At 43.3% G+C, this 15,621-nt stretch carries 12 protein-coding genes; 1 reads left to right on the top strand and 11 read right to left on the bottom strand.

The genetic code is table 11. The features are described from left to right. Window positions 1–3 precede the first annotated feature (3 nt). The 4 genes from nifD to WC407_RS06580 form a co-directional block, all read right to left on the bottom strand. A complete protein-coding gene (gene nifD / locus WC407_RS06565) occupies window positions 4–1,473 on the bottom strand; it encodes a nitrogenase molybdenum-iron protein alpha chain (protein ID WP_373021805.1) in 1,470 nt (489 codons plus the stop codon). 14 nt (window positions 1,474–1,487) lie between these two features. Next, on the bottom strand, window positions 1,488–1,847 hold the full coding sequence (locus tag WC407_RS06570) for a hypothetical protein (RefSeq protein ID WP_373021806.1): 360 nt from the start codon (window positions 1,845–1,847) through the stop codon (window positions 1,488–1,490). Between the two features lie 114 nt (window positions 1,848–1,961). After that, complete coding sequence (gene nifH / locus WC407_RS06575; RefSeq protein ID WP_373021807.1) at window positions 1,962–2,879, bottom strand: nitrogenase iron protein; 918 nt, start codon at window positions 2,877–2,879, stop codon at window positions 1,962–1,964. Between the two features lie 211 nt (window positions 2,880–3,090). Continuing rightward, window positions 3,091–6,546 (bottom strand): EAL domain-containing protein, encoded by a 3,456-nt coding sequence (locus tag WC407_RS06580; RefSeq protein ID WP_373021808.1) that lies wholly within the window; start codon window positions 6,544–6,546, stop codon window positions 3,091–3,093. A gap of 207 nt (window positions 6,547–6,753) precedes the next feature. Here WC407_RS06580 and WC407_RS06585 point away from each other — a divergent pair, with 207 nt between their 5' ends. Further along, a complete protein-coding gene (locus WC407_RS06585) occupies window positions 6,754–8,316 on the top strand; it encodes a diguanylate cyclase (protein ID WP_373021809.1) in 1,563 nt (520 codons plus the stop codon). Between the two features lie 4 nt (window positions 8,317–8,320). Here WC407_RS06585 and WC407_RS06590 read toward each other — a convergent pair whose 3' ends face one another. The 7 genes from WC407_RS06590 to WC407_RS06620 form a co-directional block, all read right to left on the bottom strand. Then, window positions 8,321–8,776 carry an N-acetyltransferase family protein gene (locus WC407_RS06590; protein ID WP_373021810.1) on the bottom strand — a complete coding sequence of 152 codons (456 nt, stop codon included), beginning with the start codon at window positions 8,774–8,776 and terminating at the stop codon, window positions 8,321–8,323. Continuing rightward, window positions 8,766–9,044, bottom strand: coding sequence for a hypothetical protein (locus WC407_RS06595; RefSeq protein ID WP_373021811.1), 279 nt, complete (start codon window positions 9,042–9,044; stop codon window positions 8,766–8,768). The genes WC407_RS06590 and WC407_RS06595 overlap by 11 nt, the downstream gene beginning before the upstream one ends. 12 nt (window positions 9,045–9,056) lie before the next feature. Further along, a complete protein-coding gene (locus tag WC407_RS06600) occupies window positions 9,057–9,254 on the bottom strand; it encodes a CCE_0567 family metalloprotein (RefSeq protein WP_373021812.1) in 198 nt (65 codons plus the stop codon). A 38-nt stretch (window positions 9,255–9,292) separates the two neighbouring features. Then, a complete protein-coding gene (locus WC407_RS06605) occupies window positions 9,293–10,120 on the bottom strand; it encodes a GNAT family N-acetyltransferase (protein WP_373021813.1) in 828 nt (275 codons plus the stop codon). Further along, on the bottom strand, window positions 10,111–11,226 hold the full coding sequence (locus WC407_RS06610; protein ID WP_373021814.1) for a homocitrate synthase: 1,116 nt from the start codon (window positions 11,224–11,226) through the stop codon (window positions 10,111–10,113). The genes WC407_RS06605 and WC407_RS06610 overlap by 10 nt, the downstream gene beginning before the upstream one ends. Before the next feature lie 4 nt (window positions 11,227–11,230). After that, window positions 11,231–12,646 (bottom strand): nitrogenase cofactor biosynthesis protein NifB, encoded by a 1,416-nt coding sequence (gene nifB, locus WC407_RS06615; protein WP_373021815.1) that lies wholly within the window; start codon window positions 12,644–12,646, stop codon window positions 11,231–11,233. A gap of 177 nt (window positions 12,647–12,823) precedes the next feature. Then, complete coding sequence (locus tag WC407_RS06620) at window positions 12,824–15,616, bottom strand: EAL domain-containing protein (RefSeq protein ID WP_373021816.1); 2,793 nt, start codon at window positions 15,614–15,616, stop codon at window positions 12,824–12,826. Window positions 15,617–15,621: the final 5 nt, after the last annotated feature.

Consider the following 15,621-nt stretch of genomic DNA (forward strand, 5'->3'; position numbering starts at 1 on the left):
GTATTATCCTTCCATTTCCCATGGTGCTTTTGAGTGCGCCCATACTGGTGAGTTAATTGCTAAATCCATATCTTGTGCGAAAATCGCGAATCCATCGTATCCGTGGTATGGACCGCTGTAATCCCATGAGTGCATTTGGCGATACGGAAGACCCATTTTTTGGAATACATACTTCTCTTTGATCCCTGAAGCTACAAGGTCAGGTTGAAGTTTTTTAACAAACGCTTCAAGCTCATACTCGTTGACGTCATCGTAGATGATCGTTGAGCGGAAAATCTCTTCTTTGGTACGTTTGTAGTCATCATCATGAGCGAACTCATACCCTGTTCCGATTACTTCCATACCCAAATCTTCATAGGCACCGATAACGTGGCGAGGGCGAAGTCCGCCGACGAACAACATGACGGTTTTACCTTCAAGACGTGGTTTGTATTTTGCGATAACCGCATCGATCATCGGCTGATACTTCGCGATAACTTCTTCACATTTTGCTTGGATACTTTCGTCGAAGAAAGCAGCAATTTTGCGAAGTGATTTGATCGTTTGGCTCGGTCCGAAGAAGTTATACTCGATCCAAGGAATCCCGAACTCTTTTTCCATATGACGGCTGATATAGTTCATTGAACGGTAGCAGTGAAGCAAGTTCAATTTTACTTTCGGTGTCAATGCCATCTCTTTAAGCGTCGCATCACCTGACCATTGAGCTACAACACGAAGACCCATCTCCTCAAGGAGGATACGGCTTGACCATGTGTCACCACCGATGTTGTAGTCCCCGATGATCGCTACGTCATACTCAGTGGCAGTAACATCAGTCGTGTCGATGTGGCTAAGATCGCCTTCAAAGATGTAGTCACGAACCGCGTCATTAGCGATGTGGTGACCGAGTGATTGAGAAACCCCACGGAAACCTTCACAGTTTACCGGAACGATCGTTTTACCGATCTCTTTTGCTTTGGTTTTAGCAACCGCAGCGATATCATCCCCGATCAAACCGATCGGACATTCTGATTGAACCGTGATACCGTTATTAAGTGGGAAAAGAGTTTCGATTTCATCGATACACACACCCAATTTTTTGTCTCCACCGAAAACGATGTTGTTTTCTTGGAAATCCGAACAGAAGTTCATCGTAACGAACGTATCAACACCGGTTACACCGATATAATAGTTACGACGACCTGCACGACTGTATTGACCGCATCCGATAGGACCATGAGAAATATGGATCATGTCTTTGACCGGACCCCATACAACCCCTTTAGACCCTGCATAGGCACAACCGCGTTGGCTCATTACACCCGGAACGGTTTTTTTGTTTGAACGGACATCGCCGCACGTTTTTTGATTTTCATCATTGGGAGACCCGACACCGAGGTGTTTTTCACGGCTTTTTGCCGCTTTTTCAGGATATACTTTTAAGATCTCTTCAATGGCCGCTTTTTGTTTGGCTTCTAGTGTTTCTGGACCCATAATACACCTCTTCCTTACGCGATTTCGATGCGGAATTGTTCCATCGAATCTAAATTGTGACATAATTTCATTGTTTCATCATCTGCCGCGTCAACGCGTTTAGAGATAGCGGACATTTGGTAACGGTTCATGTAGATCATGTACTTTTGTAATTTCTCAGGGTTCTCTTCTTTGAAATAGTGGATCAAAGCTCTGAACAAGAAAGTCTCTTTGTTCGTGTAGCTCAACCACTCTTTATCTTTGTCTTTTGTACCCATCAAAAGTTTGATCTCTTTGACATCGCTGATATCAACGCCGGCAATTTTTTCTGCAACCAATTCGTCTGGAATGATATTCCCCATTGAAGCTGGGAAGTGAAAACCTAATACAAACATCTAATCTCCTTTTTCTGTTCTTTTCTTTTCATTATTAACAAGATGTTAAACGTCACAGTCACCCATGACAGCCATTGAAGATCCCTCCAAAGAGGAACCTCCGGGGTTAACTAATTAGGCCTCGTGAGCCGCTTTACCGACTTGTGACTCATCGATTTCATCTTCAAGACCGAATGCAAGAAGTAACTCTTCAAGCTCATCCATACTGATCGGAGTAGGGATAATTTTCATGTCGTTGTAAACGATTTTACGAGCGAGCTCTTTGTATTCGCGAGCTTGGTCAGAATATGGGCTGTACTCAACAACCGTCATACGGCGAAGTTCAGCATGCTGAACGATGTTGTTACGTGGTACGAAGTGGATCAATTGAGTTCCAAGGCGTTGAGCAAGCTCTAGTGCCAAATCGTACTCTTTGTCTGTCATACGAGCGTTACATACAAGACCAGCAAGACGAACTCCACCGGTGTTTGCGTACTTCAAGATCCCTTTAGAGATATTGTTAGCCGCGTACATCGCCATCATTTCACCTGACATTACGATGTAAATTTCTTGTGCTTTACCTTCACGAATCGGCATTGCAAATCCGCCGCAAACAACGTCACCAAGAACGTCATAAGAAACGAAATCCAAACCTTCTTCATCGTAAGCACCCTCTTCTTCGAGGAAGTTAATCGCTGTAATAACACCGCGACCTGCACAACCTACTCCTGGCTCTGGTCCGCCTGATTCTGTACAGTTGATCCAACCGCCCGGAGTTTCTTTATCAAAAAGACCTTTACCCCAAAGACGAGCTTGTTCCATCTCAACATCTTCGATGGTTCCAAGTTCCGCTGCAAGAGAAAGGATAGTATCTTGTGCTTTCTCGTGAAGAATCAAACGAGTTGAATCCGCTTTCGGATCACATCCGACGATCATAATATTTTTATCGAAATAGTGTGCCATTGCTGCCAATGTATTTTGAGATGTAGTAGATTTACCAATCCCACCTTTTCCGTAGAACGCGATTTGACGCAAGCTAGCTGCTCCAGCCATGTTAACCCCTTTTTGTGAACTTCACTTAGGTTGGTGCAAAGGGTGTTCTATCCTTTTTGGGACATTTAGCAAATGGGGTGCGACAAAATGACACGTGAGCAACAAATTTGTAGGAATAGGGATTGCAGGGGTATACAAACGTTATGAAACAACATAAAAAACATCTTAATATTTAGAATGCTAAGTTTTATGAACGAATGTACGTTAGCCGCTAACCAAGCAGTTCTTCGAGAGCTTCTATGGAAACCGGTTTATAATAATAGTATCCTTGTATTGAATCGACATCATTCATACGTAAGAACTCCATCTCTTCATGCGTTTCTACCCCTTCAGCGAGTACTTCCATATCCAAACCTTTTGCCAAAGCGATGATTGTTTTGACAATAGTCTGGTTTTTAGGCTGGTGCATAATATCTCTGACAAACGATATATCGATTTTTAGTTTATTGACCGGGAGGTTTTTAAGATATGACAATGATGAATATCCGGTTCCGAAATCATCAATCGATACATGAAATCCTTTATTACGCAACTCCTCTAAAATCATAATCACTTTTTCAGGGTTAGAGAGAATCGAACGCTCCGTAATTTCAAGTTCGATCCATTCAGGTTTACAGTGTGTATTTTCTAAAATCCGTTCAAGCACAGCCATAAAATTGGTATGGATAAACTGATGCGCTGAAACATTGACCGCTATTCGTCCCTTGAGAAGATTAGCATCAGCCCACCGTTTAGCTGTTTTAAAACTCTCCATCAAAACAAATTCCCCAATTTCAATGATAAGTCCGCTCTCCTCGGCAATAGGGATAAAATCGGACGGTGAAATTGCGCCTTGCGGAGAAAACCATCTCAGCAAGGATTCGAATCCTATAATCAAGCCGCTTTTGGGATCAACCTGAGGCTGAAAATAGAGTTTTAATTCATGATTTGGTATGGCTTTTTTGAGCTGAGTCATTATTGTCATTCGGTAAAGCGTCTGTTCGGTCAAATCACGATTGTAAAAACTAAAGGTATTTTTCCCCAGATTTTTCGCATTGTACATTGCGGCATCCGCACATTGTAATAGCTCCTCCGTCGTCTGCGCATCTTCAGGAGACATGGCGATACCGATACTGGCAGTAATATAAACATCCCTCTCTTCTATCGAAAAAGGGTGATTAAACATCCCTGAGAGTCGCTTCATCGCTGTATTAATCAGATTTTTTCCTTCTTTACATAAAACAACAATGATAAACTCGTCTCCTCCGCTCCGCACAATAAATGAGTCTGCAGGGAACGATTTTTTGAGCAACAGAGTTACGTTAATCAATACTTTATCTCCAAACCCATGTCCGTATGAATCATTAATCTCTTTGAAGCCATCCAAATCAAGAAACATAAAGGCCAATTTGGTATTTTCAGAGATTTTTTTCTCCATAAATTCATTCAAACTGAGATGGTTGGGCAGACCGGTAAGTTCATCATGGTGTGCCAAATGATCATATCGCTCTTTTTCCATTATGATCCTAATTTGATCCTCTTTTTGTCGTGTTATATCTTGCATGACCCCTTGGATTTTGATCACTTTTCCTTCATCTATGACCGGAGAGCCAACGGTTCTTACCCATTTATGTGTGCCTATTGCCGTGATAATTTCGAGTTCTAAATCATACGGTTTAGCAAAAGTAATAACATCATATATCGCTTGTTCTATAATCGGTCGTGATTGCGGCGCATAGAATTCAAGCCCCTTGCTTACGTCTATGGTCGCCCCCGGAGAGAGCTCATGTATCCGAATGAGCTCATCCGTCCATTCCCCTTTCATGGTTGCAATATCGAAGCTCCATCCACCGATTTTAGCAATATGATTCGTTTGAGACAGGAGTTGTTCATGCGCTTTTTTACGGTATTTTCCCAATTTGACCGCACCGTCGACCCTGGCGATCAATTCACCGCTGTGAAACGGTTTTGAGAGATAATCATCTGCGCCTGACGTCAATCCTTCAGCCTTATCGATCTCTCCTGCACGTGCTGAGAGTAAAATAATCGGCAAGGAATACGTATATTCGGCCGAGCGGATTTTCTTTAAAAATTCAAAACCGTTTAACCGGGGCATCATGACATCACTAATGACCAAATCGGGCAAACTCTTTTGACACATCTCCCATGCATCTTCTCCATCAACGGCCAATGAGACACTGTATCCGGCATCTCTGAGGAGTCTAGCGATGAATTCTCTCATATCCGCATTGTCGTCTGCGATAATAACATGACCTTTGGTATTCTCGTTGGGCTGTTGAATCTCGGATATTTTAGTGTCGTTACTCCAACGTGCCGCTTCGGCAAGATAGGTTTGTGTATGAAGCGATTTATTCTCCGTCCCCTTATCAATACGCTTGGTCGGTTTAATATCAGAATCCGTTTCGTGCATTCCAAGCGGCATAAAAACCGTAAACGTTGTCCCCTCTCCCACTTTACTTGTGACCTCGATACTTCCTCCTTGAAGTTTCACAAGCTCTTGAACCAGCGAAAGACCTATCCCCGTCCCCTCATACGATCTTCCTTGAGAATTTTCAACCCGATAAAAGCGTTCAAACAATTTTGGAAGCTCCTCTTCCTCTATCCCTATTCCGGTATCGTGCACTCTCAATACCGCCTTGTTGTTCTCTGATCGGGTCGATACCGTAATGGATCCGTTATGGGTGAATTTGAACGCATTTGAGAGGAGATTCAAAACGATTTTTTCCCACATCTCTCGGTCGATTTCGACCCATTCAGGAAGAGGTGGACAATCGACGACGAGTTGCACATTAGCAAGTTCCGATGCCGATGAAAAATTACTCGCCAAATCGGCTGTCAATGCCGAAAGATCTGTAGCTTCATACGCCGCTCTCACCCGTCCCGCTTCGATACGGGAAAAATCGAGCAAAGTATTGACCAATTTTAATAATCGTAAGGCATTTCGATGAATAATCGCAATATCAGCGCTAAATCTATCCGTTGCGAGATTCTGGCGATTGGATAGCAACTCTTCCACAGGGGCTATCATGAGCGTCAATGGGGTCCTGAATTCATGCGAGATATTGGAAAAAAATTCTGTTTTAAGTCGATCGAGTTCTTTGAGTTTGTCGTTGAGAGCGGCAACCTCTTTTTCTCTGGCTTTAATCATACGGTTGGCGTCTTTGACCTCATTCGCCCGTTTCAATACCTCGGCTTCAAGTCTGTTTGTTTTCAAATCCGATGATTGGCCGACTGTTTTATTAGCTTCTTTGAGCAAAACAAAATCGGTGACATCTTCAACATGATGAATAATATACTCTACCTTCCCCTCTTTTCCGAATATCGGTACATTTACAGGACTCCAGTATTTGACTTCAAAGCCGTCACTGCCGTCTCGAAGGGGAATATCATATTTTTGCACTCCCATAGTATCGGTTTGAGCGTATCGAACGACACTGTCCAATGAGATATGCAGATCACTTACACCACTGACAGAAGCATCCCTAGGGTTATCCGGAAAAACGTCAAAAAGCGGTTTTCCGATGACAATATCCCTTCGAATTCCCGTTGCTTCCAGATAATAATCGTTAACCGCAACAATCGTGTAATTATCATCGGCAGAGAGGATGAGATAAGGGTGAGGGCTTGCTTCAAACAGTTGTTGAAAAAAAAATTCAGAGTAATGCATTGATGCCTCCAATGAAACTGATTTTATTTCATTTAATTATAACAGCAAATAGTAACTTTGTACCTCTCAGCTCTTTTAGTGCTTTATAGATGGTAACATTTCAGAAATTTTAAGCGTTCCAACCTGTTCTTTTACCGCTCAATACAGCTTAAAATATTATAATAAATCATAATTCTTTATGCGTATTACGTATAACCGGAGCACCTATTGCACTTTATTGACTACATCTATTTTTTCTACGGTCTTGCTTTTTTCCTGTTCGGATTTAGCATTCTCCACTATCCGATGGAAAACTCTATTTTTAAATTTGTCCGTGAATTAAAGTATCTGGGAATTTTCGGAATTCTTCACGGCGTATCCGAATGGCTGAGCATGTTTGCATTGTTGGACTCAGGATCAGGCAAGGGACTACTGAATCTTGCCAGTATTATTACTATGGGACTATCCTATATAGTACTTCTCTATTTCGCTTTGCGTATTATATGGAGTCGAAAATTGGCAACGAAACTCCTTGCCCTAATTATGCTAGGATCCCTTGCTCTGCTGATAACTTTTCATGATCTGTCCTTGAATAATGTCAATATTACAATTCGTTATTTTCTCGGAGTTCCGGGAATTTTCTTGTCCGCTTATATATTTGCCAACCCTTTCTATCTTGTCCAAGGATCGGTTTTTGACTCTGTCAAACGGTGTGCATATACCCTTTCGGTCACTTTTTTTCTCTATGGTATCTTCGCCGGATTCATTGTCCCCTCAGGAACATTTTTTCCTGCATCCGTACTCAACGGAGACTCCTTTCAAGCATTAACCGATTTGCCTGTCCAGTTATTCCGGGCTTTGTGTGCCATTATCGCCAGCTACGCCATCACACAGATACTTAGAGTATTTAAGCATCAGACAGACTACCATATTCTGAAACTTTCCAAAGCGCTTGAAGAGAGCGGAGACACCGTAGTTATTACCGATATCGAGGGTAAAATAGAATATGTCAACCGTGCATTTGAACAGCAATCAGGATTTCTGGCTCAGGAGGTTATTGGTAATAAACCCAATATTCTCCGTTCCGGCGAACATCAGACCCCCTTTTATGAATATTTATGGAATACGATCCTCGCAGGGAATACCTATCGGGGTGTAGTGACCAATAAACGAAAAGACACAACCCTGTATCATGAATTTAAAACCATCGTCCCATTGAGAAACAAACGCCAAGAACTCACCAATTTTATCTCTACCGGTAAAGACATCACCTCCCGAGTCGTCTTGGAACATGAATTAGAAAAAGCGGCAGCTACCGATCCTCTGACCAATGCAGCAAACCGCTTGCAGTGCAACCAATGGCTTAAATTGGCAATCGATCAGGCCCACCTCTCCAATACTCCGGTTACGTTAATACTCTTTGATATCGACGATTTCAAAAAAGTCAACGATACCTTCGGACATAACGCAGGAGATGATGTTTTAGTCCAAATCGCCGACATTGTCCGTACTATGGTGCGCAGCAGCGATATGTTTGCACGATGGGGTGGAGAAGAATTTGTCATTCTACAAATAGACACCCCTTATGAGGGGACAATAGCCCTTGCGGAGCGACTGAGAAAAGAGATTGAACAAAGCGTCTTTAAAAATGTCGGTCAAATTACCATCAGCATCGGTGTCGCACAATACGATAACATTGGAAGTATCGAGGCGTTTGTCAAAAAGGCAGATGATGCGATGTATGACGCAAAAGTAGCAGGAAAAAACAAAGTTGTAGTACATAAAGGGTAATCGATCACTCGATGATTCGATACATCAACCCCATGTTACTTGTCTCAAATCCAAACGTTCGATAAAAAGCAAGTGCCGAATCATTTCGTCTGTCGGCCCCGAGGCTAAGCCTTCTATATCCCAACCGCTCACTTTCTTCAATCATTGCACTCAATAATAATCGTCCGACACCCTGCCCCCGAAAAGGGGCCGTGACAATCATATCCTCGATTAATCCTACCTTTGCTCCGATAGCGGTAGAGATCAACCCTTGCATCGATACCATTCCGATCACGCAACCGGATATCTCAGCCACCAAGAGTGTCGCATCGGCATCTTGAAGAAGTAAGTACAAGGCATGTAGTTGTTTCTGCTGATCAATCGCAAAATCATCCTCGATAGTAAAAAGTTCCGAAAGCAACCCTGCCATGGCAAGTGTATCACCACTATGAGCCTTGCGAATATTAACCTTATCGTCCACTCTTCATCCTCTCAAGAATTTCTCCGAGTTTGTCGTTACGAAGCTGAATTAAGCGATCAATTTCGTCATAATCAAATTTACCGAAATAAGTCATATCGAAAATACGAATAAGAGCCGCGCGACAGCAGTTTTTATCACATTCGGTAACCAGCTTCTTCGCTTTTTTATAAGGTAAATCGGTCTCTTGAAATATCTTGATCGCATCGGCGACGCTTTTGCCGCCGCATTCGCATATTTCCATAGATAACACGTCTTCTTGGGTCGGCATGATAGCCCCCTTTTAGAGAGAATGTTCTGCTTTGTAACGGTTTGCTTTCTCGACCGCATTGTAAAGTTTTTCAGCCAATTGCGGCATTTTAACATGATTCGTCCAAACCGTATCTTCAACGATATCATGGATCTCAGAGGCTATTTCAACGGCTAAGCGTTTGAGTTTTGCCAACTCTTTTTTGTGGTCTTGTTCAGTCATTTCGGACATAATAGATTCCTTTTTTTAGATTTATTTACAAATTTTATTCACAGAGAAAATGCGTAGATGTTCTCAAATTTGACGTTACGCTGCTCACCGTATGTCATATGTAAAAACGTCCCTTTTTGCTGAAAGTGATACCGTTCAAACAATTCAACGGCTTTGGTATTTCCCATCGGCACATCCGCCATCACTTTTTTCAATCCGCGAAAATAAAGGACCCCCTGCATCATTTTCTCCGCTTCCTCCTCAAACCCTTCACGGCACTGCCACGGGCCCAGATAAACCCCTCGTGCATTGATGACACTGGAGTGTTGAAAAGAGTTTGGAAGAGCAAATTTGAGAGAGCTGTTGCGCTCCATCTCATCAAGCATGAAATCCATTCGATCTTCTCCGAACGTCTCTAAATCTATTTTGCGGATAATGGCATCAAAATTACCGCCGTCAAGCTCTTTTGCCTGAGCGTTGGTAAAACTAAACGGAGGAACTTTGCCGACATTGAGATATCGCCCTACCTCCATCACAGCCTTAAAACCATTTTGTTCAAAAAAAGATTTTAGCTGCGGATTCGCATGCAGATAAATCGATGGGTGTTCATCTTTTATGACACCGAATAAGGTATTGAACAGCCGTCTGCCGATCCCCTGTTTTTGGTGCGTCGGTTTGACCATAAAGTACTTGATCATTGCCGAGGTTTCAAATTCGATAGCCATAACCGCTCCGACCAATACCCCCTCATCGTAGGCACCGTAGCACAAATGGGGGGCATGCATCATCATGAGTTTTACATGGTACCCGTCCAGCAGCCATCCCGTCTCTTCGGCAATTTTAACGAGTTCAGGAACATCAACAAATTTCAGCCACCCTATATACATGCCGCATCCTGATAGAGAGATTTTAACTCTATCGAATCCAATACCCGCTTGCGCGAGGTGACGATCTCTCGTATTTTGGGGAGAAGATCTCTCAAAATACCAGTATCCGCACTGATCCCCATTCGTTTGAGATGATAGCGGATAGTTGCACTGCCGGAGTGTTTTCCGATAGGGTAAGAACTTTCCAACCCCACTTCACACGCTTCATACGGTTCGTAGGCATGGGAATTTTTCATCATTCCATCGGCATGTATGCCGCTCTCATGGGCAAATATCCGTTCGCCCACGATAGGGGCATTGGAAGCGAGCGCCATATTGGCCGCTCCTGCAACCGTCTGCACTAAATTCCGGATCAAAAGAGGATCGATGGGGCGTGCCTCACCGTAAAGATGTTTCAATGTCATAAGGATCTGCTCAAACGAGGCATTGCCTGCCCTCTCTCCCAATCCGATAACAGTGGTGTTCATACTGATTGCACCTGCATCGATACCGCTGAGGGCATTCGCGTTAGCCAGTCCAAAATCGTTGTGCGTGTGCATTTCGATTGGGAGGAGATTTAAGTCCGTCAGCAACTTGACCGAAGCATACGTTTGCGTCGGTGTCATGATGCCGATCGTATCGCAATAACGAAAACGGTGCGCCCCGCATTCACGGGCGAGTTGCATCACATCCCGGATGAATTCATAACTTCCTCGCGAGCTGTCTTCACCGCCGATACAGATAAAAAGCCCCTCACGCGATGCAGCACTAACAACCCGTTCAAGTTCTTGCAATACCTTGGTTTTGCTACCGCCGAATTTAACATCTATCAAAATATCCGAAATGGGAATTGAGAGATCAACCGCTTTAATTCCGCACGACAATGAGGCCTCTAAATCGTCCATCTTCATTCGGTTCCATGTCATCATCCGAGCTTTCAAACCAAGAGAAAGGAGGGCTTTTATATCCTCTCGCTCTTTGACACCCATTGCCGCAATACCGATTTCGAGTTCATCTGCACCGCACGCATCCAGAAGTGTAGCGATACGGAGTTTTTCCTCGGTATTGAACGCGACATACGGAGCCTGCTCCCCGTCGCGCAATGTAGTGTCGTTAATGAGTGCCATAGTCTTAATTCACTTCCGCGTTTTCATCCATACCAAAATATTTACGAGACGCTTTAAGAACCGAAATCTCGATCGGCTCATACGCATAGCTTTGATCGGCGATGATGCCGGCAGCCTTAAGATCATCTTGCGGACATCCACCGATTTTTGCCGTTAGGATCAACTGCACGTCTTTGAGTTTTTCTAAGATCGGAGCGAGTGGATTCGTCCCATCCGGTCCTGCGCAGTATTCCGCTTCCACTTTACGGTGATGGATAAATCGGATTCCCTTGTCCCCTGCTTCATAGATCAAAAATTCTCTCACACTTCCGAAGTGTTGGTTGATCATCCCCTCACCCGCAGTCGTTACTGCGACAAGGATTGTTACACCCGTAGAGCTGAGTTCTTCTTTCTCTTTTCTCACACGATCGTTTGCACGATCTAAGAAGAATCGGAACTCTTCGATTTTTGCCTGAGCCGCTTGACGTGCTTCCAAATCGTATTTGATTTGCAGCTCGTCAAAACTGAGTCCCGCAAAGGTGTCTTTGGTAAACTCGGCTCCACGATCTTCACCGATAAGTCCGACCGCATCCGCACGGCATTGGCGACAGTGCTGCATAAGCTTCATATCCATACCGCACGCTTCTTGAACCGCCATCTGCTCTTGATCCGTTGCACTCGGTACTCCGGCTAAGGCAAATGCTGTTCCGAATTCGGGTTCAGAGAGGATCGGCATGATGTTATGCAAGAATACACCGATCTCTTTGAGTTTTTTCGAAACTTCTTGGAGATGTTTATCGTTGATTCCCGGGATTAAAACCGAATTGGCTTTAATCAATATCCCTTTTTCAACGCATTTTTTCATCCCATCGAGCTGATTTTTCAAAAGGATTTGTGCCGCCTCTTTTCCATAAATACGTTTGTTGTTATGAAAAATCCACGGATAAATTTGACTTCCGATCTCTCCGGTCTCATCCACACTGTTGATAGTGACGGTGATATGATCGATGTTGTATTCCACCATCTCATCGATGAAATTCGGTAGTTCCAAACCGTTGGTCGAGAGACACAGTTTCAAATCCGGTGCGAATTCACGAACCAGTCCAAAGGTCTCAAAGGTTTTTGCAGGATTAGCTAATGCATCGCCGGGACCCGCAATCCCTAGGACACTCATACGTTGTACTTCACCGCCGACGAGAAGCACTTTTTTAGCCGCTTCTTCCGGTGTCAGGCGCTCAGAGGTTACACCGGGACGGCTTTCATTCGAACAATCGTATTTACGGTTACAATAATTGCATTGGATATTACACGCCGGAGCTACCGCAACGTGAATACGGGCATAGTGATGGTGTGCCCCCTCAGAGTAGCATGGATGATTGTGGATTTTTTCCTTGATGTCATCGGGCATAAAAGCTTCGGTTCCGCTAGACGAACAGCTCATAATAGTCTCCTATGTAGTTTTATTCATGATCCTGCTTCATCCAGCATCAACCATTTTCTAGAGAGTGTTATGCAAATGACGTTCTAGTGATTTAAGCGATTATACGTGTGTGCATACAGACAAAAAGAGACGTTTTTGTCGGAATGCTACTAAAAAAGGGGAAAAGGGAAGGAGAAATTAGACGTTAATACTCGGGGATGGTTGTGAAAAGAGATACCCTTGAGAATACTCAATACCCAATTCTACGAGCGTTTTGAAAATTGCTTCATCTTCGACAAACTCCGCAATTACTTCAATCCCTTTTTTACGGGCGAAAAAGAGGATACTCTCTACCGTCAAAAGATGATCGGCATCGAAATTAATGTTTTTGATGAGTGAACCGTCGAGTTTAATGTAGTCTACGTCGAGTTTACTCAAATAACTAAAGTTCGAATATCCCGTACCAAAATCGTCAATAGCAATTTTGCAACCGTATCCCTTGAGCACTTTAATAAACTTTGCAACCTCATCAAAATTTTCGATCCCCTCAGATTCTACGATCTCAAAAACTGCACGCTTTGCAGCACTTGAATGTTCCAGTGTTTCATATAACAGTTGGCGCGTTTTCTCAGAGACAATATCCTGTAACGTCAAATTGATGGAAAACTCATACTCTGTATCTTCAAACACTTTAAAAGTCTTAGCAATCATAATGCGGGTTAATTTATCATAGAGCTTTGAGCGTTTTGCATGTTCCAAAAAGAAAAAAGGGCTAATAACGCTTCCATCCGGGGTGATCAAACGGATCAGGGACTCATACTTTACAATAGCACGCGTATCATTATCTACGATCCCCTGAAAATAAGGGACAATACGATCCTCTTCGATCGCCGATCTGATTTTATCAAACATCAAAATATTATTATGGGTTTTCTCTTTCAAGGCTTTATTATCATTAAAAAAGACTACTTTAACCCGCTGTTCTTTTGCTTCTTTAAGTGCAATATGGGCGAGATTATACACTTCTGCTTTATCCGCATGCGCCAAACCGCCGGAGACGTTCACGGTGATATCATTAATACCGATCTTAAACTTCTTTTTCTCCAAATTGCTGACATGATCATTAATCCGCTCGACAAACTGATCATCAAACTCTGTTGCAATACAAATAATAGCAAATTCATCCCCGCTGATGCGATAGATATGATCATGCCCGAACTCACGGCTGAGCATTCCCGAAAATGCTTTGAGCAAACTGTCTCCCACCTCATAGCCGAAGTAGTCGTTGATATTGGAAAAACGGTCAATATTAAACAAGACCAATGCAACTTCATCCCCGCCGTTTTCAAGATCACTCACCAGCGCCGTACGGTTTTTCAATCCGCTCAACGTATCGATCAGCTGACGCTGGATAATCTCCTCTTTGGCGATAAGCTCGGTTACATCGACACGTGAAGCGATGTACTCGACAATTTCTCCCTGATCATTAAGAATCGGGACAATCACCGTTTTAACATAATAGGTCTCACCGCTTTTCGAGAGATTTTTAAACGTCTCTTTCCAAATATGCCCTGCCGTTATAGTGCTCCAAAGGTCTTTGAAAAGCTCCTTCGGTGTATCCGGATGACGAATAACATTATGCATTTTACCGATCAACTCATCGCGCGAAAATCCGGATATCTCGCAAAAAGCGTCATTTACATAAGTAATAAATCCCTTTGCATCGGTCTTAGAGACAATGGAACTTTCATCCAGCGCTACTTTATATTGGTCAAGAAGCCGGATATTATCGTCAAGCTCATCTTGAGTCACATTGATAAGATACGTAAGCGATTTGAGCATCGAATGACGGTATTCGTCGGCGCTGTTCTTGTCCGGAGAAGCGAGGACTTTCATCTCACTCAAAGAGAGGGTTGTCGTAGTGATATTGAGCAATTGATTGTTCGAAGGGGAGTGAAAAAACTCTCCATACGTAAAAAATCCTACCGTCGGGGCAATTTCATTGATAAGTCCAAACTCATAATTAAGCTGTTCTTGGACAAAGAGTTTACGCACCGAGCAGGAGTAAATATAGGTGGCTTCTACCGGAGCGGAAGCAACACTATCTCGGATATCAACCGCATGATTAAGAATCTCATCGATATTTCCGATCGCAAAGCGAACCGTATCCCCCTCATGAAAGTGACCCGCATACACAAAACCGCCATCCTCCGTCTTAGCAATAATAGAACGGGCGATACGAACGCCGTCTTCAACCTTTACGAGAGGAAATTCAATAGCACTTGCCGGTACCCGAGCAACCGTTTCAGCACCCAGATAATGGGTATACAACTCCCTCACCGGACGTCCGTCAATCTCGTAAATGACATTTTTGTCCGCTTTGGTAATATGCATCTCTTTACCCACAGAGGTCCAGTTGAGCGAATAGGCATTATGCACCTGAAGCACATCACTGTCCAATACAGCAATAACGATCCCCTCATCGTAGATCGTATTCTCTTTGATGACATAAGTACGGGTAAATGTCAAATCATCTCCGGCATTACCACCGGCAACGATCACATCGTTTCGAACCGACGTAAATCCGTCCAGAAACGATTCCGAATCACTTTTGAGCCCTTCGCTAAATGCGATGCACACTTTGGTCCGATCACTTAAAATCTCTTGCGCCGTACGAACGCCGTGTTCAAAATCCGATTGAGGATAAAAATAGGTGGAAATATCAGTTGCTTCAAAAAGGGAAAAAGAGAGGATAATTTGCGACGAGCTCATAACCCCGTCCATGATCTCACCCGCCGTTGTGGCACCGATCATTGTGGCATTCGGAAGAGATTCTACAAGAATATCCAATATGGGTTGCAAGACTTTTTTGTCCATAACACCGCTAAAAAACTGAATCAAAATAGAATCAGATCGATTAGGAAAAATCATCTCATTTAAAAAAATTTCAAGCTGATCTTTGTTTTCGTAGCGATGATTAATTAGCTGCATCCAAA

This window comes from Sulfuricurvum sp. (assembly GCF_041651515.1).
In the GTDB taxonomy this organism is placed as follows: domain Bacteria; phylum Campylobacterota; class Campylobacteria; order Campylobacterales; family Sulfurimonadaceae; genus Sulfuricurvum.